Below are 20,062 nucleotides of genomic sequence, written 5' to 3'. Positions count from 1 at the left end.
GTTCTATTCCAGTTCTTCTGTCGTGGAGGCTTCGGTCTCCTCATCGCGCAGGCGGTGCAGGTGGGCGATGAAATACCGCATATGGGCATTGTCTACGGTGCGCTGGGCTTCGGACTTCCATGCGTTGAAAGCGGCCTCATAGTTTGGAAAAATCCCGACGATGTGCAAATCATCGACAGCCTTGAAAGTGTTCTTGCTCGGATCAACGAGTTCCCCTCCGAAAACGAGATGCAGGCGTTGGGTCATGGGCTGTTCCTTTGAGTATGAGAGGATCGACGGAAAATTGCCGATCCGCGCGGCGGGGTCAAGGCGCGCCTGCCGGCGCAAGTGCGGCCAGGACATCGCCGTGCAGGGCGGGTCCGGCAGCGATGACGCCATTGAGCAGCGGTTCGGGATTGTTGAAACGCAGCGGGACACCGGTCTTGTCGGTGCACAGCCCGCCCGCCTCGGTCACGATCAAGGCCCCTGCGGCGATGTCCCACTCCCAGCTTGGGCGAAACGTCAGCATGGCGTCAAACCGGGCTTCGGCCACCAGTCCCAACCGATAAGCGAGCGATGGGCGGTGCGCGCGGTCAAACGCTGGCAAGCCAGTGGGCCAGTGTTCCGGGTTCATCACCGGTTTGGTCGCCAGAACCTTCGCGCCGCTGAGGTCGTTTCGTGGGCTGATCAATAATCGCGCTCCGTTACGAAACGCCCCCCGCCCCAGTGCCGCGGAATAGAGTTTGTCGCGCAATGGCAGGAAAATCGCCGCCGCCGTGACCACGCCCTGATGCGCAATCGCGATGGAATGCGCCCAGGTGCGGGAGCCCTCAACAAAGCTGCGCGTCCCGTCGATCGGATCGATAATGAAGACCGTATCATGTGCCAGGCGCGCGCCCGTGTCTTGCGATTCTTCGGACAGCCAGCCGTAATCGGGGCGCGCGGTGCGCAAAACCGCTTCCAGCGCGTCATTTACGGCCAGATCGGCTTCCGTCACGGGACCCGCGCCATCCGGTTTGTCCCAGGACTGCGCGGTTTTGCCCGCGAAACTTGTGGCGACACGGCCCGCTAGGCGCGCGGCATCCCTAAGCAAGTCGAGATCAGTTGCCTGCAAGGGTCATCCCCGGCACCAGCAGCGAGGGCACGACCCGGCTCAGGTGCGCGCGCGCGTCATTTGCAGGCACGATGCTGCGCAGCATATCGCGCAGGTTCCCGGCAATGGTGCATTCATTGATCGCCCCGGCGATTTGACCGTTTTCGACCCAGAACCCGGCCGCCCCGCGCGAGTAATCGCCGGTATTGGGGTTGATGGTTGAACCGATCATGGAGGTGACCAGCAACCCGGTTCCCATATCGCGGATCAGGTCTTCGCGGGTGGCGGTGCCTTGGGTCAAAGCCACGTTCCAGCTGGAGGGTGAGGGCGCAGAAGAGGTGCCGCGCCCCGCATTTGCGGTGGAGGGCATCCCCAGTTTGCGCCCTGTCGCCAGATCCAGGGTCCAGCCGGTGAGAACACCGTTTTCAACGATGGTGCGGGCCTTGGTGGGCAGGCCTTCGGCGTCAAAGGGGCGCGAACTTGAAGCGCGGGGGCGATGGGGGTCCTCGATCAGGGACAGGTGGTCGGGCAAGATCGCCTCGCCCATGGCATCGCGCAACCACGAACCACCGCGCGCCACTGACGATCCGTTCACCGCCATCAGCAAATGCCCGATCAGCGAGGCCGACACCCGTTCGTCGAACAGCACGTTGAACCGGCCGGTGGGGGGCTTGCGCGCATCCAGCCGCTCCACGGCCCGCTCGGCGGCGCGTTTGCCGATCTCCTCTGGGCCGCGCAGGTCGGCTTGAAACGTGCGGCTGTCCCCGTCGTAGTCGCGCTCCATGCCCGCGCCTGTGCCTGCGATGGCGACACAGGATAAACCACAGCCCGTCCTGGTGTAACCGCCCGAGAAACCGTTGGTCGCGGCGAGGTGCACTTGGCGCGCGGAATACCCGGCACTGGCGGATTGCACCTGGCTGACACCATTGTTCTCAAGCGCTGCGGCTTCGGCCCTTGCGGCATCTTCCTGGAGCTGTGCAGGGGAAGGTTCCGGCGCCGGGTCATGCAATTCGAGAGATGCCGTGTCAAAATCGCGGACCAGTTGATCGCGAGAGGCCAGGCCCGAAAATTCATCCTCAGGGGCTTCGCGCGCCATGGCGACGGCGCGCACCGCCATGTCAGACAGGGTTTCGGGCCGCACATCCGAAGCGGAGACCGTCGCGCTTTTGTGGCCGATAAATACCCGCAACCCCAGATCAACACCTTCGGAGCGCTCTGCGTGCTCCAGCGTGCCTGCGCGGACTTCGATGCTGAGCGACGCGCCCTGAAGCGCCATGGCATCAGCGGCATCGGCACCGGCGTCCAAGGCGGCTTGCAACAACCTTTCGGTCAGTTTTTCGGGGGACAGGGTCATAAACAGTGCTCCAAAGCGGTTCCACCTCAGGTAGCCGCGCGCTCGCCCTACCGCAAGGGCGCGTGACAAAATGGGACGCAGCCCGCGCCCCTGTTATGTCCGAAAAATGGAAACAACCGCTATTGGATCCGCTGACCATTGGCCAGCACATGGCCCTGCGCGTTGATCTCGATGCGAGAGTTCAACGTATCGGGCTGCGCGCCGGGTGCCGCGAGAAGCCCCATCATCATACGCGCCCCCATCGCCTGATCTTCGGGCAGAAGACCCATGGCAACCAGCGTGTCGATCAGCTTGTTGCCCCCCACCAAAGACAAATCCGCAATGCCGACCGGTTGGGGCATGGCGTCGGGCGTGTTGTTGTCAAAACGGAATGCGCCCTCTCCGGTCAATTCGGCACCGGCGATGGTAATCTGCAATTTTTTGATATCCAGGGTTTCCAGCGCCGCAGGTGGCCCCTCGAACTCTTCTAGAGCCGGATCAAAAATATTAGCCAGAACCCTGGCCTTGCCCGTCAGATCAAGCGCGATCGTCGCCGGATTACGGGGCAGTTGCGCGCTCGGATCAAACAGACCCCACAGCGTGTCTGATACGGAGAAATCGTTCAACGAAAACCCAAGGGCGAAGTCTTCCGCCGCCTCGGATTTCTGCACAGGCACGGCAAGGTTGAAGCTGGATTTCACCATATCAAGATCCACAGGCACTGGAAAATCCGGTGATGTCATGGCGAGTTTGAGGTTATTTTGATCTCCGGAATAAGCCAGACCCTCAGGAGAAAATTCGACGTTCAGCGTGCCGCCAGTAGAGGTCGTCGTGCTGGAGAAAACTTCGGCGGCATTTTCGGTCACGGTCATGTTGGAGGCACCAGCGGCATAGGCAAATGTCCCGCCCCCGCCCATACCCGCGGCCAACAGGGCAGAGATATCACCCGACGCCACCTTTGAGAGCGGCGATTGGCTTGAGCCCTCAAAGCTGATGTCTGCCATCTGGCCATTCGCTTGCAGATCGCCACCGCCTTCGGGGTCCGTGAAAGCCAGGCTATAGGTGACGGTGCTGGCTTGCATGTTTTGATCCATGACACGCTTGCCACCGACGGTCGATGTTGTGCTGCCCGCCAAATCCGTCAGACCCAGGTTGAAGCGGGCCGTCTCCGAGCTCAGTTTTTCACCATCAAGGGTCAGGTCCGTCAGAACGATATCCATGCTCTGCGCGGTATAGCTGTTGGTCATCTGGGTCGGCACACCGGAAACTGTCGAAACCAGGCCCGATTGACGAATTTCCATTTCGATATCTGCAGGTTTGCCGTCTTCGCCAATGATCTGCATCTGGAAAGGCATCAGGTCGGGGAGTGCGATGCTCACCGTGCCGTCGTTGTTTTCCGTGAAGGTCACTTGTCCCATCTGAAGCCGTGTCGCCGCCGCCTCTTCGGAACCAGGGGTGCTGATCGTCAGATCATTCAATATCAGCGTGTCACCGGATTGCGTTTCTGTCGCTGAAACGTCGTTGCCGAACCCCTCAAACTGTGATTGCCAATCCGACCAGACGTTCTGTGCGGTCAAATCCGCATGCGCTGCGTGGCCCATCGATAGGGCAAGGGTGACACTCGCGATACTACGAAAACTCAGAAATGACATATGGTAATCCTTAACAAGCCGGTTTGGCGCGTATAGTCAGGCACGGTCCTGCAATGGTCAAGCGGAACCGCAGGCTGGACGCCTCTTGCGCGGCACATTAACACAGGGCAACAGCCTCAGGGAGTAGTGCAAATGGATATGAGCGGAAAAACGGTTCTGATCACGGGTGCGAGCCGGGGTATTGGCGCAGAAGCCGCACGGGTGTTTGCGCGTGCGGGTGCCAATGTGGCGCTGGTCGCACGCGGGCAGGGCGACATCGCGGATCTGGCCGGTGAAATCGGCGACAAGGCGCTGGCCATCCCCTGCAATGTCGCCAACGCCCGCGAGGTTGCCGCCGCCGTGGACGCCACGGTCGAGACCTTTGGGGCGTTGGATGTGTTGATCAACAACGCGGGCGTGATCGAGCCGATTGCGCATTTGTCTGAGGCCGATATGGACGCCTGGGGGGATGTGATCGACATCAATCTCAAGGGTGTTTTCTATGGGATGCGTGCGGTGGTTCCGGTGATGAAGGCCCAGGGCGGCGGCTCCGTTCTGACCATCAGTTCGGGCGCAGCACATGGACCTGTCGAGGCCTGGAGCCATTATTGCGCCTCCAAGGCGGCGGTGAATATGTTGACCCGTTGTCTGGATAAGGAAGAGGCCGCACATGGCATCCGCGCGATTGGATTATCCCCCGGCACCGTGGCCACGCAAATGCAGCGCGAGATTAAAACCAGCGGGATCAATCCGGTCAGCCAGCTGGATTGGGACGTTCATATTCCTGCGGATTGGCCTGCAAGAGCGTTGTTGTGGATGTGCAGCCCGGCGGCGAATCCATGGTGCGGTCAGGAAATATCCCTGCGCGATGAGGATGTGCGCGCCAAGGTGGGGTTGGTATGATTGACGTTGAGCGGGAGGACGGCGTTTTTATTGTCACTCTGAACCGCCCGGACAAGGCCAATGCGCTGAACGCGCAGATGTTGACGCAACTGGTCGATGCCATGCGCGCGGCGCAGGACGCCCCGGCCGTCATTTTGACCGGGCGGGGCCGTGTGTTCAGTGCCGGTGCGGATCTGGAGGCGGCGCGTGCAGGGCTTGCCACGTCATCGTTGTGGGAGGCGCTTTCGGCTGCTGTAGCGGCATGTTCGGGGCTGACGGTCGCCGCGCTGAATGGCACGTTGGCGGGGGGTGCCATGGGTATGGCGCTGGCCTGTGATATTCGGATCGCGCCGCCACAGGCGACGTTTTTCTATCCGGTGATGAAGCTGGGCTTCCTGCCACAACCGAGCGATCCCCTGCGCATGTCCCGGCTGATCGGGCCGGCGCGCACCAAGCTGATCCTGATGGGGGGGCAGAAAATCGGCGCTGAGGAGGCCTTGCGGTTTGGGTTGATCGACCGGATCGTAGCGCCTGAGGATATCATGGATCACGCGAGAGGTCTGGTTGCTGATGTGATCGCCGCCAAACCCGCGCATGCGCAACGGATCAAGCAGATGTGCGCGACGTCAGGCTGAGGTTGCCCGAGATGATTGATTTGCCTGTCCTTACTATCAGGCCGGGCGCTTTTGTGCCTGGTAAATGGCCTTGTGCAGGCATTTGCGTGCTTTGGCGCAATGCCAGACGGGATGGTTGCCGCCCTCCCCAGACGGCATCGCAATGTGCCAATATGTGGTGTTGAAACTCACAATACGGAAAGGGCGGCAGGATGAAAGATACTATGATCGGGGTGGATTTAGCAAAGAATGTGCTCCAAGTTCACGGAGCATCTATGACTGGGGAGGTCAAGTTTCGAAAGAAGCTCTCGCGACCGCAGTTTCATAAATTTATGGCAGATCACCCACCTTGTGTAGTGGTTCTGGAATCCTGTGGTGGTGCTCACTACTGGGCTCGTCAGATGGTAAAATTTGGACATAGGGTAAAGTTAATTGCTCCTCAGTATGTAAAGCCCTTCGTAAAGCGGCAGAAGAATGATGCGGCGGACGCAGAAGCCATTGTGATTGCAGCACAGCGCCCTGAGATGCGCTTTGTCGAGCCTAAAACACAAGAGCAGCAGGCCCGGGCGGTATTGTTCCGAGCCAGAGAACGCCTTGTTCGCCATCGGACAGAATTGGTGAATGCTCTTCGGGCGGTGATGTATGAATATGGCCATGTTTTTCCGCTAGGCATTGCGAACCTCAAGCGTATCGAGGCCACCCTTGAGGGATCGAACGGAGAGCTACCTGAACTGGCCCTTGAAGCGTGCCGAGATCTCATTTTACAGATCGCCGAGAAGACAGCCCGAATTGAAGCCAAAACGAAGAAAGCCAAGGTCCTGTCAAAGAATGCGGATTTAACCCGGCAATTACAGACGATGCCAGGCGTTGGACCTCTAACGGCGTTAGCTATTGAAGCTTTTGCTCCGCCGATGAGCAGTTTTAAATGTGGGCGGGATTTTGCCGCCTGGCTTGGTTTGGTGCCCCGTCAACATTCCTCAGGCGGCAAGGCCCGGCTTGGGCGGATCTCAAAAGCAGGGCAGGCTGACATTCGCCGGCTTTTGATCATTGGAGCAATGATGCGGCTCAACTGGCTTGGACGCAAGTCGATCCGGCCAGGCTCGTGGCTGGCGCGAATGTTAGAGAGAAAGCCTCGGATGCTGGTGGCAATCGCATTGGCAAACAAAATGGCGCGCGCGATCTGGGCCATGATGACGCATAATGAAGATTACAGAGATCCGACGCAGGCGGCAGCAGCAGTATGACGCTAGCTCTGCGCACAGCAATCTGACGTCGGTGAAGGAGGTGTGAGAAGTCGATGACCTGAATGGGCAAATTGATCGAATAGACCTGGATTAGGAAAACCAAGACTACCGGCTGAGCAGCAAAGCTCGTACGTCAGATTTGGACCTGATCCGCAGATCACCATACCGGCCAGCGGCTGCTGAAGTGCCGCACTCAAAGGCCTGATAGAAGACCGCACTCAATCACATGCTTACAGCGTCAAAAACAACTTGCACCATAGGCGGTAACCATAAAAGGCGGTCGTGGTTGCATTAATCACTTTTGACGCATTTGACAGACGCTTAGGATCAAATGATGTGTGCATCGTTTGGCCACCGCCGGTCAGGTGTGATCACATTGGGGGACGCAAGGCCAGATATCCGGGCTTGCTCCGTGCGGCGCGTGCAGGCATGAGTCCAGGGGTGGTTTTCAGGATGAAAAGAGGGGGTATCCGTGGAATTTGACCTGTCCACTCAGCCAGAGATCGTTCAGCGCGGGGCCGAATACGCTATTATTGCCTGGGAACTTGCCAAATCCTGGGCGCTGAGCCCGGCGGCATGGTCGCAATTTGCGCTCCTGGTGTTGGCCTATGTGTTGGCCATCCTCGTGTCTCGCCGCCTGCGCGGATTTTTGACACGGATCCTGACCCCCGCCGAGGGCTTGGAAAACCTTCTGGCGCGCGCGCGGCGCACATCACTCCTGACGTTGCCCCTGTTGCTCCCATTGCTGGCCTATTTGTTCACGGCGATCGGCGAAAGCGTCGTGCGGTCCCTGTTTGACAGCGGCGCGGTGATTGCTTTCGGCAAGCGGGTTTTTCTGTTTTTGGCCGTACGCATCCTTGTGCGTGATGTCATCGCCGATCCCTTCCTGAAACTTCTGGGGCGTTATGCCCTGGTGCCGGTGGCAGCACTTTATATGTTCGGGGTGCTGGATCCGCTGATGGCCAAGCTGGGCGAGATGACGATTTCGCTCGGCAACATCTCCTTCTCCGTCATGGCGCTGATCCGTGGTGTCATCGCGGGAGGTGTGCTGTTCTGGCTGGGGGGGTGGTCGAACCGACAAACCACGCAATTCATCGAAAACCAGAAAGAAATGCGCCCCTCTTTGCGGCAACTGACGTCCAAGGCGATCGAATTCACGATCTTTGCCATCGCGTTTTTACTGCTGCTCAACATTATGGGGATCAACCTCAGCGCGCTGGCGGTGATCGGGGGGGCGATCGGGGTTGGCTTGGGGTTCGGCTTGCAAAAGATCGCCTCGAATTTCATCTCCGGAGTGATTTTGTTGATCGAGGGGCAGGCGACGGTGGGCGATTTCGTCGAATTGGACGGGGGTGAATCCGGCCAGATCGTCAAGATGACCGCGCGGGCTGCTGTGCTTGAAACCTTCGATGGGCGATGGATTGTCGTACCGAACGAGGATTTCATCACCACGCGGGTCATCAACTATTCGGACTCCGGCTCGGCAAATCGCTATGAGGCACCTTTTTCCGTCAGCTATGACACCGACATCAATCGCGTCCCCGCGATCATCGAGGCGGCGGTTGCGACGCATCCCGACGTGCTGGATCTGCCCTATCCGCCGGATTGCGAGCTGCGCGGGTTTGGCGACAGCGGGATAGATTTCGCGGTGGAATTCTGGGTCAACGGGCTGGATGACGGGCCCAACAAATACACGTCGGATGTGCTGTTTCTGATCTGGAACGCGCTCCGGGACAATGGCATCGAAATCCCCTATCCGCACCGCGTTGTGGAAATCAAAGGCGCGCTGCCGCAGGTGGAGGTGTGAGCCATGCCCTGGTGATTGGCGCAGGCCCCGCAGGCTTGATGGCCGCACAAGAGCTCGCCGCGCGCGGCCTGCGTGTCACCATTTGCGAGGCCAAACCATCCGTTGGGCGCAAGTTTCTGATGGCGGGTAAATCCGGTCTGAACCTGACCAAGGATGAACCGATTGAGAAAATGCTGCCGCATTTTTATGAAGCCGCCGACCGGTTGCGCCCGATTTTGGCGGGCTTTGATGCGGGTGCTGTACAGGATTGGACGCGCGGGTTGGGCCAAGAGATTTTCACCGGCTCGACCGGGCGCGTGTTCCCTCGCGCGATGAAGGCCTCGCCGCTTTTGCGCGCCTGGCTGCACCGGCTCGACCAGATCGGTGTTGAACTGCGCACCAACATGCGGTGGCAAGGGTGGGAGGACGGCGAAACCCTGTTCGAGGGCCCCGACGGGCGCGATGGGATCAGGGCCGATGTCACCGTTCTGGCGCTTGGTGGTGCAAGCTGGGCGCGGTTGGGATCGGATGGGGGCTGGGTGGATCATCTGGCGAAACGGGGCGTGCCTCTGTCGCGATTTGCGCCTGCGAATGTCGGCCTGCATATCGCCTGGTCGCGCCATATGCTGGCGCGCGCCGGGACTGCGCTCAAGGGCGTGCAGTTTTCCGCTGGCCCCATGACGTCGCGGGGGAGGCCGTGATCAGCCAAACCGGGCTGGAGGGCGGGGGGCTTTATGAGGTCAGCCGCGCCCTGCGTCAGGACCACCGTCTTTATGTTGATCTTTTGCCTGATCTGACAGGGGAAGAGGTGGCGCGCCGGTTCGCCCGGCCCAGAGGCAAGACGAGCCTGTCCAACCACCTGCGCAAGACGCTGAAGCTGGACCCGGCGAAACTGGCGCTGGCGCTGGAATACGCGCGCCCCCTGCCGCTTGAACCGATGGCTCTGGCACAGAGGCTCAAGCACCTGGCGATCCGTTATGATGGGCTGCATCCTCTGGATCAGGCGATTTCGGTTGCGGGCGGCGTCGCCTTCGAGGCCCTGACGCCGGAGCTGATGCTCAAGGATATTCCGGGCGTTTTCTGCGCGGGTGAAATGCTCGATTGGGAGGCCCCGACAGGCGGATACCTTATCAACGGATGCCTTGCCACCGGGCGTTGGGCGGGCCGGGCAGCGGCGGCTTACGTGCCTGAAACCGCCTGATACGCAGGACGCTCGCGCAGGGATTTGGCATAGTTGAAAAGCTTGTCATCCGTGCGCGGAAACTTCGCGCCATGCGCCCAGTTCAGACAGTGACAGGCCAGAATATCCGGCAGCGTGATCGCGTCCCCCATCAAAAACGGCCCCTCAAGGCGTTCGGACAATTGAGCGGCCGATGCTTCGAATTCAAACTTCAGAGCCTCTTTGACGGCGGGCAGCCGCAGGTGTTCGGGGAGAACGAAACTATGTTTGGCCGCCGCCCAGAGGATCGCATCAAATTCGTCGATCAACCAGAAGGTCATCGCGTCCTGTCTTGCGCGCGCGGGCGTGCCTGCCGGGGCCGTCAGCTTGCTGTGTTTATCCGCCAGATAGGTCATGATTGCCAAGGAATCGGTCAACACCTCATCACCGTCGAGCAATGCGGGGATCTTGCCAGAGGGGTTATACTGCCTGGCTTCCTCTGAGCGCGGGTTGGCGGCGATCTGCTCGTAAGGTTCGCCCATTTCCTGCAAGGCCCACAACACGCGAAAGGCGCGGGATTTGCTCGTTCCGATCACTTTATACATTGCGACGTCCTTTTCTGGCATGCGCATGGCGGAAAATTGTCATGGACGACCGGCGATGACAACTCCTGACAGAAATTGCCAGTAAGGTGTGGCAGGATCGCAGGCGAGATTTGATCATAAGGGAGAGTCGCTATGTCAAAATTCGGAAGCTGCCTGTGCGGTGCACTCACCTATACCTTGGCCGAGGCACCAAAGGAGGTCGGTGCATGCCATTGCGGCATGTGTCGCAAATGGAGTGGTGGTATTTTTCTCGCGCTCGAAGTTCCCGCCGGTGGTGTGGAGATCAAAGGCGCGGAAAACCTGACCGCCTATGCCTCATCGGAATGGGCGGAACGGGTCTTCTGCAAAACCTGTGGTAGCAGCATCTTTTATCGCGTGACGGCGCCGGGTGCGCATCAAGGCACCTGCTACTTTGGTGCCGGCACGCTGGATGATCTGGGCGACGTGCCTCTGACGGGAGAATTATTCATCGACGAAAAGCCAAAAGGATACAGCTTTGCAGAAAAGACACAGCAGATGAGCACGGATGAGGTCATGGCGATGTTTGCGGCGTCAGCACAGTCCTAGCGATTGCCCATCATCGCAAGCCGGATAAAAGCGCGTTCGACAAGGGCCATGCCGGGCGCGTGTTGACCGGCGGAGCGCAACTGTAGATCGGTATCCGTCAAAAGCGTGATTGCGCTTTCGAGTTTCGCCGGACCCCAGCGCCGTGATTGCGCCAGCATCCTGTCGCGGTTGGGACCAAAGATCGTGGGTCGCCCGGAAGTGTCACAGGCCGCGCGGTGCAGGGCGCGAAAATGGCGCATGGCACCGATACAAAGCCCGACGGGCGTGGCCCCTTGTGCCACGAGTTTCTGCATCACCGGACCAATGTCATGCGCGCGCGCCTCCGCCACGACCATCAGAACGTCATCGACATCGGCTTCGGTTGAGGTTGGCGCACAGGCGGCAATATCCAGCAGCGACAGGGGCGTGGCATCGCCGATCTTGTAGAGTGCGAGTTTCTCGACGGTCTGGCGGAAATCACCGGGATCAATCGCCTGCGCCAGATCATTGAGTGCGGCCAGCGCATCGCCGGGAACCTGGGCCAGACCCGCCGCGCGCAAAGCGGTTTCGATCTCCTCGCGCGTGGGCGGGTTGTCATAGATCGCGGCGGCATAGGCGTTGGGATGTGCCTCAAAGGCCTTGCGCAGTTTCGAGGTGGGTTTCAGAGCACCGGCGGTTACGATGATCTGCGCATCGCCCTCCTGCCAGTCGCTCAGGGCGGCCAGAACCGCAGGCGCACAGGTTTCATTTACCTCCTCGACAAAAACGGCCCGCGCGCCCGGAAAAAAACCGATGGATTTGATTGCATCCACCAAAAGGGCCGGATCCTTGCGGACCTGCGCACCACCCATGCGGGTCATGCGCATCTCCTCTTCGGCTTGCGCGCCCAGCAGGGCCGCCAGCAACTGTTGTCGTTTGAGCGCCACGCGCATCGCGTCGGTGCCATAGATCAGAAGGCCGGTTTTACGCGCATCCGGTTTGGTGAAATAGGCATTCGCATCGCGGGGCGCGAGTTTCATGGCAGGTCCGTGGTCAGAACCCGCGTGACGATCTGATCAGCGAGCAACACCATCAGGCGTTTTTGCGCGTCGCGTTCGGCGGCAAAAGTGGCCACCGTCGTCCCTGCGGCGGAAAGCCCGGCGAAATTGTCCACCGACCCGGAGGTGATGACCCGGCCCGTGCTGGCCTCGGTCAGCGCATAATTGGCGGAACCAACCAGGTTGAAACGTGTGGTGATGCCTTCGCGGTCCACGGCGAGGCTCTCCAGACCGCTGGCAATTGTATAGCTGAGCGAATAGGCCGCATCACCCGCGCGCCCCAGACGCTCTTCGAGCCGCTGCGTCAGCAGGAAGCCATCTCGCGTGGTCGGGGCCTGCACGGCGATGTTGTGTTGCACCTGCGATCCCGCCCCGCCCGGCGCATAGACCGGGGTAAACCCGCAGGCGGCCAGCGCGAGCGGGAGGACAAGGAGGAGGTTTCGGCTAAATGACAACATTCACGATCCGTCCGGGAACGACGATGATCTTTTTGGGCGTGGCACCGTCGAGGGTTCGTAGCACAGCGGGGTCCGCCAGTGCCAGCTTTTCAACCTCTTCTTTGGGCATATCGGCGGGCACGGTGATTTCGGCGCGCCGTTTGCCGTTGACCTGGATGGGCAGAGTGATGGTGTCTGAGACAAGCATTTTCTCATCCGCTTTGGGCCAATCGGCGGTGGTCACGAGCCCCTCGCCGCCCTGACGCGCCCAGATATCCTCGGCCAGATGCGGCGTCATGGGCGACATCAATTGTGCTAGCGTCTTGATCGCCTGACGTTGGGCGGCATATCCGGCCTTTGATTTCTGTAATGTGGCGGTGAAGGCATAGAGTTTCGCGATGGCCGCGTTGAAGCCAAAGCTTTCGATCCCCATGGTCACGTCATGGATGCAGACATGCATGGCGCGCAGCAGATCCTGGTCGCCGCTTCCCTGCGTATCCTGATCCATCTCTGCGACGCGTTCGGACAGGTTCCAGACCCGGCCAAGATGTTTATAGGCCGCTTCAGCCCCGCTTGCGGTCCATTCCACGTCGCGTTCGGGCGGGCTGTCGCTCAGCACGAACCAGCGCGCGGTATCGGCACCATAGGCAGAGATGATGTTGAGCGGGTCGACGACGTTTTTCTTGGATTTGGACATTTTGGCGGAAGGCAGCGTTACTACGGTTTTTCCAGTTATCTTTTGATACGTTTTGCCATCCTCGCGACGCTCTACCTCTTCAGGTAACGCGTATTCTGTACGCTTCGCCTTAGGCGATCCATCTTCGTTGTATTCACGTTCCGAAATTTGATAAATTTCATGCGTCACCATTCCCTGCGTAAACAATGCATCAAAGGGTTCAATCGCACTCTCCGGCAAATGGCCGGTGATCTGCATCGCGCGGGCGAAAAAGCGCGAATAGAGCAGGTGCAAAATCGCATGCTCCACCCCGCCGATATATTGATCGACGTTCATCCAATATTGCGCGTCCTCCATCACCGTCGGCGTTTTCGCGTCCGGCGCGGTGAAGCGGGCGAAATACCACGAACTGTCAACGAAAGTGTCCATCGTGTCGGTTTCGCGTTTGGCTGGTTTGCCACAGGCCGGGCAGGGCGTGTCGCGCCAGGTTGGGTGACGGTCCAGCGGATTGCCCGGCGTGTCGAAGGTCACGTCATAGGGCAATTCAATCGGCAGGTTTTCTTTCTTCTCCGGCACCACACCGCAGTCTTCGCAATGGACAACCGGGATCGGGCATCCCCAATAGCGTTGCCGTGACAGCCCCCAATCACGCAGGCGGAATTTCGTGACACCCTGACCGATGCCATTTGCCTCGCAAAAGGCGATGGCGGCGTCGATGGCCTCCAGCCCGGTTTGATGCGCTTCCCCGGCAAAGCCACGGTTGTAAAACACGCGCTCGGTCTTTGCGGGCACATAGGCCTCGCTCAATTTATCCGCCGCATCCTCATCGGGCAGATAGGTCGAAATGATCGGCAGGTCGTATTTGGTGGCGAATTCAAAATCGCGTTGGTCATGCGCTGGGCAGCCAAAGATCGCGCCGGTGCCATACTCCATTAGGATGAAATTCGCGATATAGACTGGCAATTCATGCGCGGTGTCAAAGGGATGGCGCACGCGGATGCCGGTATCCATCCCCAGCTTTTCCGCCGTCTCAATGGCCTCCTCGGTCGTGCCACCCTTACGACATTCGGCGCAGAACGCAGCCACCTCCGGGTTGTCGCGCTCCAGCAGTTTGGCCAACGGATGATCTGGTGAAATCCCGACAAAGGATGCGCCCAACAGCGTATCGGGCCGCGTGGTATAAACCTCGATCCGGTCATGCCCATCGGGGCCATCGATGGTGGAAAACGCAAATTGCAGCCCGCGCGATTTGCCGATCCAGTTTTCCTGCATCAGGCGCACCTTGGCGGGCCAATGCTCCAACGTGTCCAGCGCGTCCAGCAGCTCTTCGGAATAATCGCTGATCTTGAAGAACCACTGCGTCAGCTCGCGCCGCTCGACCAAAGCGCCGGACCGCCAGCCGCGCCCCTGTTCGACCTGCTCATTGGCCAGAACGGTCATATCCACAGGGTCCCAATTCACCACAGCGTTTTTGCGATACACCAGCCCGGCCTTGAGGAAATCCAGAAACAGCGCCTGTTGCTGGCCGTAATAATCCACGTCGCAGGTCGCAAAGAGACGTGACCAGTCCAGGCCAAATCCAAGCGGTTTCATCTGTGTAATCATGTCGTCGATGTTCTGGTAGGTCCAATCCTTGGGGTGGATCTTGCGCTCCATCGCCGCGTTTTCCGCCGCCAGCCCAAAGGCGTCAAAGCCAAAGGGGTGCAATACGTTGTGCCCCGTCGCCAGCTTGTAGCGCGCGATCACATCGCCCATGGTATAGTTGCGCACATGCCCCATGTGGATGCGCCCCGATGGGTAGGGGAACATTTCCAGCACGTAATATTTGGGTTTATCTGCGGAGCGCACGGCCTTGAAGACCTCGTCCCGGTTCCAGACTTCCTGCCAGCGGGCTTCGATCTCGGCTGGGGTGTAACGCGTCATATGAGCGACCTTCTTAACGTCAGAGCGCCGGGGCCGCAGTTTACACGGGCACCGGCGCAGAAATTATTTTTGACCTCGTCTCTGGGCCGGTCTCAAAGCTTATTGTCTGCAATCCGCAACTGGCGTGCCCGGCTCAGGATGGCGTTTTCCACCGCGCGCACGGTTGCCGCATCCGCAGGGCCGTTTCGGGTCTGCAATGCCACGTTAAGGGAGCGCGCATCCAGAGCCGGGTCCTTGATCAGGACCGTCGCGCGATAAGATCGCCCACTGCCGGGCGGTGTGCCGTAGCCCGTTACGATCACGCCGGTGAAGGGATCGACCGTCTGGACCGGCAGGAAGTTCAACACCTCAAGCGACGCGGACCACAGGTACTTGTTCACGGCGACAACGGTTTCAGTGTTCTGCCCGCGAAAAGCGTCCCAGATCGTGCTCGCCCCGGCACCCTCAACAATGCGTGTTGTGTCATTGTCTAATGTGCGCGCATCCTGGGAACCCACGACGGGTGCGCTGCTTGATGTACCCGTCCCCGATCCGCAAGCGGTCAAAGCGCCCGTGACGGCGATGAGGCCCAAAACCCTTGATAGTGTTGCTCGTTTCATGTGAGTGCCCGCTAATCCATTTGGCGTGCAGGTTAGTCCATCTGAGGGCGCAGGGACAAGGGCGATGTGATGGGTTTCATCGCCCGGTTGTGCTGGATCATCTTAATCGGGTGGCAATGGGGCATTGGGGTGCAAAGAGTGTGGCAAAGCTGCACCATTTCCTGCGCCTCTCACCTCAGCCTTGTTCAAGTTCTTGCCAAAGGGGGCGGTTAGCGGCCAAACACGGCTCAGGTTCAAAAGGGATTCCCCCATTGAACAACGAATAGAAACCTGAGGACAAGTTCATGAAAAAACTTCTCATTGCCACTACAGCACTGGTCGGAACAGCCAGCGTAGCAGGCGCTGACATCGCAAACTTCAACTTCAGCGGTTACGGCCGTTTTGGTATCCTGTACGAAGAAGATCGTGCGTCTGATGGCGTCATGCAGGAAGAGACCCGCCTGGAAAGCCGCTACCGGTTGAACATCGACTCGTCGACAACAACAGACGGTGGCATCCGCTTCGCCGCACGTATCCGTGTTGAAGCGAACGAAAATGCCGACAACTCCGCAAACCAGGGTGTATTCTCCGGCGCGCGTTTCCAAGCATCCTCCGGTGGCCTGCGCGTTCGCGTTGGTAACATCTCCGGCGTTACAGACTCCGCAGAAGTTGTAAACTACTTCGGCTTCGAGCCAGGTCTCGTTGGTCAAACCGGTCAGTATGCAAACAGCGGCGTTTCCCTGCCAGCTTTCGCAAGCACAGGCGCGGGTAACAACGGCATCAACGTCAAGTATGAAATCGGTGATTTCGCAGTTATGGGTTCGTGGACAGATGACCACGACACAAATGACGGCAGCACAGCAGCCGGCGGTGATTTCAGCGACTCATATGAAATCGGTGCATCCTACACGTTCAGCGGCTGGACCGTTGGCGCAGCTTACGGCAAGTTCGAGCAGACCGCGCGTGCCGCAGTTGCTGCTGATGCCACAACCTTCACTGCTGCAATCCCTGCAGTAGCTGCTTCGGACAACGACTTCTGGGTCATCACAGCAAACGGTTCGCTGGGTGTTGCAGATGTTTCCTTCTTGGTCTCCGACTTTGAAGCAGATGCTGACACCGTATTTGGTGCATCCGCCTCCATTCCGGTTGGTGCTGCAACAAATGTGGTTGCTTCCGTCTCCGATGGTGGTGCAGCGACAAATGACACATCCTTCGGTCTGGGTTTCACCCACTCCCTGGGTGGCGGTGTATCCCTGTCCGGCATGGCCGGTCAGAACGCATCCGGCAACACAATTGCTGACTTGGGTGTTCGTTTCGACTTCTAAGTCAAACGTCACGACCTGAATTTGGGGCAGGCCTTCGGGTCTGCCCTTTTTCTGTTGGCGCAGGGCGTTATCTTTATTCAACGAAACCAAGCGGAGGTACGACATGGGATTGCAGGATATTCAACAGCGCGTAACGCAGGCAGAAAAAGATGCGGGTCGTGCCGTGGGATCGGTCAAATTGATCGCTGTGTCCAAAATCCAGCCCGATGCGCGTGTGCAAGCGGTCCTGGAACAGGGGCACCGATGTTTTGGTGAGAACCGCGTGCAGGAAGCTGCGGGGAAATGGCCGGGGTTTCGCGACACATTTGAAGATATTGACCTACATTTGATTGGGCCTTTGCAAACCAACAAGGCGCGCCAGGCGTTCGAGTTGTTTCAATCCATCCATGCGCTGGATCGACCAAAACTGGCGAAAACCTTTGCACGTCTCGCCCAGGAGACAGGGCATTGTCCGCAGCTTTTCATTCAGGTCAACACCGGTGAAGAGCCGCAAAAGGCGGGGGTTTTACCTGCCGATAGCGATGCATTTATCAACGCGTGCCGTGCAATGGACCTGCCCGTTGTTGGTGTGATGAGCATACCACCCGCCGATGAAGAAGCCGCGCTGCATTTTGCACTTCTGGCCAAGATTGCGGCACGCAATGGGCTCAAGGGGCTGAGCATGGGCATGAGTGGGGATTTCGAGAAGGCGATTGCCTTGGGGGCGACGCATATTCGTGTCGGCTCGGCAATCTTTGGGGACCGGGTGGTGGCCTGAAGCCCACCTTACGGGGTGCGCTGCGCCTTGATCACCAAGCGTGTCCGATAGCGTATGCGCGGGGCGATGCTGTGCAAATGTCCGCGCGACAGGGCGATGCAGCCCTCGGTCGGGAACCCTGCTCTGCGGTGTTGGTGGATGAATATTGCGGAGCCGCGCCCCTTGATAGCATAGGGCCAGTTCCAATCCGTCAGGATCACCAGATCATAGAGCGGGTCGGCGCGGCGCAGCTTTTCATGGCTCGGGCCAAAAGGTGCGCGCACCATCATGTTGTAATCGTCATCCGATGGATCGTCCGACCATAAATCCCGCGGACCAATGGGCAGCGCCCAACCCACCGGGCGCGCGATGCGGTCGGGTCGATAGAGCATGCCCACAATGCGGTGTGTCCCGATCGGAGTTGCGCCATCGCCTTCACGTTTGCGCACTGTCACCCCGGTCTTGCCAAGCGTGCAGGGATAAATGCGCCCCTGAAACCGCAAGCCCATGGGCGTGAGCACGAGATCATCAGGCGTCACAGTAAATGCCCCGATTTAAGGGCTTTGGTTGCCAGATATGCGTGATTATGTCGGTTCCCGCCCGTTTTGAGCGGTACGCGCTCGACCACATCAATGCCGCTGGATTGCATCATTTCGACCTTTTTGGGGTTATTTGTCAGAAGCCGCACCGCAGAGAATCCCATGGCGCTCAAAATATCCGCGCCCAGACGAAAATCTCTTTCGTCATCCTCAAATCCCAGTCGATGATTGGCCTGCACAGTGTCAAACCCTTGATCTTGAAGCGAATAGGCGCGCATTTTATTGGCCAGACCGATGCCGCGCCCCTCCTGGTTCATGTAGAGCAGGATGCCATGCCCTTCCTGTCCCATCTGCGCCAGAGCCGCGCGCAGTTGGGGACCGCAGTCGCATTTCAACGACCCCATCAGATCCCCGGTAAAACAGGCGGAATGCAGGCGGGTCAGGACCGGCTGGCTGCGATTCGGCCTGCCGATTTCGACGGCGTAGTGTTCCTCGCCACCGTCCTGGGGGCGAAAGACATGCAACCGGCCGGTTTCGGACACCTCCAGCGGCAATCGCGCGCTGATGACATCGCTCAGCGGGCTGCGTGTCGATAAATGTGGCAACACGTCAGAGAGGGACAGCAAGGTCAGGCCGTTGCGTCGCGCAAACTCTGACGAATCGCTTACTGCCGTGACGAGGCAAGCCGGCAGCAGCCGGGCGGTCTTACACAACGTCAACGCCACGCGATGCGCCGCAGCGTCACCCCCGCGGGCGCAGTTCAGCGGGCCTTTCATCGGGGTCCTCAGATCTCCCGCAGGATCTGCAATGCCATGCACCCAGGACAGGGTCGCCCCCTTTGGCACTATAACGCGCGCGAGATCCCCGTCATAGGCACGGGCTTTCAGGGTTTCCGCCCGGCGCGCCGTGATCGCGATGACGGTATCGTCGCCGACCGACAATAGCGACGGGAACCGTTTTGCATCCAGCGTTTCCAGCGCGGCGATTACCACCGGATGGGGGCCATTGAGCACAACCGGCACCCCCATGCGCAGGTCCGAACGCGCCCGCGCAATCAATTCGGTAATGTCTGGTTTGATGCTCATGATGTTACAACGCCCGCATATTATGTCCCTGATCTAGGTTAATTATGTCCGAATTGAAACATTTACCGGGCATTGTAACACGAGCGCGTGAAAGAAACTGCAACATGCTTGCGAGATGGCCCGTGAACGCACATTTCTAAGCTACGTAAGGGAGAGACAGAATGGCACAATTGAAAAAGATACTCTTGGTCGACGATGATGATGATCTGCGCGAAGCTTTGAGCGAGCAATTGATCATGACCGAAGACTTCGATGTCTTCGAGGCGGCCGATGGTGCCGATGCCATGGTCCGCGCCAAGGAGGCGCTCTATGATCTGGTGATACTGGATGTCGGATTGCCCGACACGGATGGGCGTGAGCTGTGCCGGTTGATGCGCAAACAAGGCGTCAAAAGCCCGATCCTGATGCTCACAGGTCATGACAGTGATGCCGATACGATTCTGGGTCTGGATGCGGGCGCGAATGATTATGTCAGCAAACCGTTCAAATTTCCGGTTTTGCTTGCGCGTATTCGTGCTCAATTGCGTCAACATGAACAATCCGAGGACGCAGTGTTCCAATTGGGCCCCTATACGTTCAAGCCTTCGATGAAAATGCTGATCACCGAAGACGACAAGAAGGTGCGCCTGACAGAAAAAGAGACCAACATATTGAAATACCTGTATAGATCCACGGACGGTGTGGTCGCACGCGATGTTCTGCTGCATGAGGTCTGGGGCTATAATGCAGGGGTGACGACACATACGCTGGAGACGCATATTTACCGTTTGCGCCAGAAAATCGAGCCTGACCCCTCCAATGCGCGCCTTTTGGTCACAGAATCGGGCGGTTATCGTCTCATGTCGTAAGATGTT

Annotated in this window: 19 protein-coding genes and 1 pseudogene; 9 read left to right on the top strand and 11 right to left on the bottom strand. The window is 59.0% G+C overall.

Annotated elements, in window-relative coordinates; genetic code table 11:
* Positions 1–3 precede the first annotated feature (3 nt).
* The 4 genes from ROLI_RS18375 to ROLI_RS18360 all read right to left on the bottom strand — a co-directional run bounded on the left by ROLI_RS18375 (position 4) and on the right by ROLI_RS18360 (position 4,057).
* Positions 4–246 carry a DUF4170 domain-containing protein gene (locus ROLI_RS18375; protein ID WP_187431941.1) on the bottom strand — a complete coding sequence of 81 codons (243 nt, stop codon included), beginning with the start codon at positions 244–246 and terminating at the stop codon, positions 4–6.
* A 58-nt stretch (positions 247–304) separates the two neighbouring features.
* Positions 305–1,093 (bottom strand): 3'(2'),5'-bisphosphate nucleotidase CysQ, encoded by a 789-nt coding sequence (locus tag ROLI_RS18370; protein ID WP_187431942.1) that lies wholly within the window; start codon positions 1,091–1,093, stop codon positions 305–307.
* A complete protein-coding gene (locus ROLI_RS18365; protein ID WP_187431943.1) occupies positions 1,080–2,426 on the bottom strand; it encodes a TldD/PmbA family protein in 1,347 nt (448 codons plus the stop codon). Before ROLI_RS18365 ends, ROLI_RS18370 begins: the two co-directional genes overlap by 14 nt.
* 119 nt (positions 2,427–2,545) lie before the next feature.
* A complete protein-coding gene (locus ROLI_RS18360) occupies positions 2,546–4,057 on the bottom strand; it encodes a DUF2125 domain-containing protein (protein ID WP_187431944.1) in 1,512 nt (503 codons plus the stop codon).
* Between the two features lie 132 nt (positions 4,058–4,189).
* Between ROLI_RS18360 and ROLI_RS18355 the strand changes: the two genes are divergently transcribed.
* The 5 genes and pseudogenes from ROLI_RS18355 (at position 4,190) to ROLI_RS18335 (ending at position 9,763) form a co-directional block, all read left to right on the top strand.
* Positions 4,190–4,939 (top strand): SDR family oxidoreductase, encoded by a 750-nt coding sequence (locus ROLI_RS18355; protein WP_187431945.1) that lies wholly within the window; start codon positions 4,190–4,192, stop codon positions 4,937–4,939.
* Positions 4,936–5,553: an enoyl-CoA hydratase/isomerase family protein gene (locus ROLI_RS18350; protein WP_187431946.1), complete on the top strand. Its 618-nt coding sequence runs from the start codon at positions 4,936–4,938 to the stop codon at positions 5,551–5,553. The genes ROLI_RS18355 and ROLI_RS18350 overlap by 4 nt, the downstream gene beginning before the upstream one ends.
* A 191-nt stretch (positions 5,554–5,744) precedes the next feature.
* Positions 5,745–6,776 carry an IS110 family transposase gene (locus tag ROLI_RS18345; protein ID WP_187428280.1) on the top strand — a complete coding sequence of 344 codons (1,032 nt, stop codon included), beginning with the start codon at positions 5,745–5,747 and terminating at the stop codon, positions 6,774–6,776.
* A gap of 472 nt (positions 6,777–7,248) precedes the next feature.
* On the top strand, positions 7,249–8,583 hold the full coding sequence (locus ROLI_RS18340; RefSeq protein ID WP_187431770.1) for a mechanosensitive ion channel family protein: 1,335 nt from the start codon (positions 7,249–7,251) through the stop codon (positions 8,581–8,583).
* 38 nt (positions 8,584–8,621) lie between these two features.
* Positions 8,622–9,763: pseudogene (locus ROLI_RS18335) on the top strand (TIGR03862 family flavoprotein).
* Here the strand turns inward: ROLI_RS18335 and ROLI_RS18330 are convergent.
* On the bottom strand, positions 9,742–10,326 hold the full coding sequence (locus tag ROLI_RS18330) for a glutathione S-transferase family protein (RefSeq protein WP_187431772.1): 585 nt from the start codon (positions 10,324–10,326) through the stop codon (positions 9,742–9,744). The pseudogene ROLI_RS18335 and the gene ROLI_RS18330 sit on opposite strands and share 22 nt — an antisense overlap.
* Before the next feature lie 132 nt (positions 10,327–10,458).
* Between ROLI_RS18330 and ROLI_RS18325 the strand changes: the two genes are divergently transcribed.
* Positions 10,459–10,893, top strand: coding sequence for a GFA family protein (locus ROLI_RS18325; protein ID WP_187431773.1), 435 nt, complete (start codon positions 10,459–10,461; stop codon positions 10,891–10,893).
* On the opposite strand, the gene holA is transcribed toward ROLI_RS18325, so the two are convergent.
* The 4 genes from holA to ROLI_RS18305 all read right to left on the bottom strand — a co-directional run bounded on the left by holA (position 10,890) and on the right by ROLI_RS18305 (position 15,544).
* Positions 10,890–11,891, bottom strand: a complete 1,002-nt coding sequence (gene holA, locus ROLI_RS18320; RefSeq protein ID WP_187431774.1) for a DNA polymerase III subunit delta — start codon at positions 11,889–11,891, stop codon at positions 10,890–10,892. The genes ROLI_RS18325 and holA overlap by 4 nt on opposite strands.
* Positions 11,888–12,367 (bottom strand): LPS assembly lipoprotein LptE, encoded by a 480-nt coding sequence (gene lptE / locus ROLI_RS18315; protein WP_187431775.1) that lies wholly within the window; start codon positions 12,365–12,367, stop codon positions 11,888–11,890. The genes holA and lptE overlap by 4 nt, the downstream gene beginning before the upstream one ends.
* Positions 12,354–14,945, bottom strand: coding sequence for a leucine--tRNA ligase (leuS, locus tag ROLI_RS18310; protein WP_187431776.1), 2,592 nt, complete (start codon positions 14,943–14,945; stop codon positions 12,354–12,356). The genes lptE and leuS overlap by 14 nt, the downstream gene beginning before the upstream one ends.
* Positions 14,946–15,037: 92 nt before the next feature.
* Entirely contained in the window at positions 15,038–15,544 is a 507-nt protein-coding gene (locus ROLI_RS18305; protein ID WP_187431777.1) for a DUF3576 domain-containing protein, read from the bottom strand.
* A gap of 284 nt (positions 15,545–15,828) precedes the next feature.
* Here ROLI_RS18305 and ROLI_RS18300 point away from each other — a divergent pair, with 284 nt between their 5' ends.
* Entirely contained in the window at positions 15,829–16,848 is a 1,020-nt protein-coding gene (locus ROLI_RS18300; RefSeq protein ID WP_187431778.1) for a porin, read from the top strand.
* Positions 16,849–16,951: 103 nt separating this feature from the next.
* Positions 16,952–17,605, top strand: a complete 654-nt coding sequence (locus ROLI_RS18295; RefSeq protein WP_187431779.1) for a YggS family pyridoxal phosphate-dependent enzyme — start codon at positions 16,952–16,954, stop codon at positions 17,603–17,605.
* Between the two features lie 8 nt (positions 17,606–17,613).
* Here the strand turns inward: ROLI_RS18295 and ROLI_RS18290 are convergent, their stop codons facing one another.
* On the bottom strand, positions 17,614–18,123 hold the full coding sequence (locus ROLI_RS18290; RefSeq protein WP_187431780.1) for a L,D-transpeptidase: 510 nt from the start codon (positions 18,121–18,123) through the stop codon (positions 17,614–17,616).
* Positions 18,120–19,208, bottom strand: coding sequence for a GTP cyclohydrolase II (gene ribA / locus ROLI_RS18285; protein ID WP_187431781.1), 1,089 nt, complete (start codon positions 19,206–19,208; stop codon positions 18,120–18,122). Before ribA ends, ROLI_RS18290 begins: the two co-directional genes overlap by 4 nt.
* A gap of 161 nt (positions 19,209–19,369) precedes the next feature.
* Between ribA and ROLI_RS18280 the strand changes: the two genes are divergently transcribed.
* Positions 19,370–20,056, top strand: coding sequence for a response regulator transcription factor (locus ROLI_RS18280; RefSeq protein WP_187431782.1), 687 nt, complete (start codon positions 19,370–19,372; stop codon positions 20,054–20,056).
* Positions 20,057–20,062: the final 6 nt, after the last annotated feature.

It is taken from the genome of Roseobacter fucihabitans, assembly GCF_014337925.2.
Taxonomy (GTDB): domain Bacteria; phylum Pseudomonadota; class Alphaproteobacteria; order Rhodobacterales; family Rhodobacteraceae; genus Roseobacter; species Roseobacter fucihabitans.
The sequence above is the reverse complement of the archived record's forward strand: the minus strand, read 5'-3'. Positions and strand labels throughout refer to the sequence as shown.

Bases quoted from the DNA above. Each gene is read 5' to 3' on its own strand.
- ROLI_RS18375 (WP_187431941.1), bottom strand. From the start codon at position 246: ATGACCCAACGCCTGCATCTCGTTTTCGGAGGGGAACTCGTTGATCCG.
- ROLI_RS18365 (WP_187431943.1), bottom strand. From the start codon at position 2,426: ATGACCCTGTCCCCCGAAAAACTGACCGAAAGGTTGTTGCAAGCCGCC.
- ROLI_RS18360 (WP_187431944.1), bottom strand. From the start codon at position 4,057: ATGTCATTTCTGAGTTTTCGTAGTATCGCGAGTGTCACCCTTGCCCTA.
- ROLI_RS18355 (WP_187431945.1), top strand. From the start codon at position 4,190: ATGGATATGAGCGGAAAAACGGTTCTGATCACGGGTGCGAGCCGGGGT.
- ROLI_RS18350 (WP_187431946.1), top strand. From the start codon at position 4,936: ATGATTGACGTTGAGCGGGAGGACGGCGTTTTTATTGTCACTCTGAAC.
- ROLI_RS18345 (WP_187428280.1), top strand. From the start codon at position 5,745: ATGAAAGATACTATGATCGGGGTGGATTTAGCAAAGAATGTGCTCCAA.
- ROLI_RS18330 (WP_187431772.1), bottom strand. From the start codon at position 10,326: ATGTATAAAGTGATCGGAACGAGCAAATCCCGCGCCTTTCGCGTGTTG.
- ROLI_RS18325 (WP_187431773.1), top strand. From the start codon at position 10,459: ATGTCAAAATTCGGAAGCTGCCTGTGCGGTGCACTCACCTATACCTTG.
- holA (WP_187431774.1), bottom strand. From the start codon at position 11,891: ATGAAACTCGCGCCCCGCGATGCGAATGCCTATTTCACCAAACCGGAT.
- lptE (WP_187431775.1), bottom strand. From the start codon at position 12,367: ATGTTGTCATTTAGCCGAAACCTCCTCCTTGTCCTCCCGCTCGCGCTG.
- leuS (WP_187431776.1), bottom strand. From the start codon at position 14,945: ATGACGCGTTACACCCCAGCCGAGATCGAAGCCCGCTGGCAGGAAGTC.
- ROLI_RS18305 (WP_187431777.1), bottom strand. From the start codon at position 15,544: ATGAAACGAGCAACACTATCAAGGGTTTTGGGCCTCATCGCCGTCACG.
- ROLI_RS18300 (WP_187431778.1), top strand. From the start codon at position 15,829: ATGAAAAAACTTCTCATTGCCACTACAGCACTGGTCGGAACAGCCAGC.
- ROLI_RS18295 (WP_187431779.1), top strand. From the start codon at position 16,952: ATGGGATTGCAGGATATTCAACAGCGCGTAACGCAGGCAGAAAAAGAT.
- ribA (WP_187431781.1), bottom strand. From the start codon at position 19,208: ATGAGCATCAAACCAGACATTACCGAATTGATTGCGCGGGCGCGTTCG.
- ROLI_RS18280 (WP_187431782.1), top strand. From the start codon at position 19,370: ATGGCACAATTGAAAAAGATACTCTTGGTCGACGATGATGATGATCTG.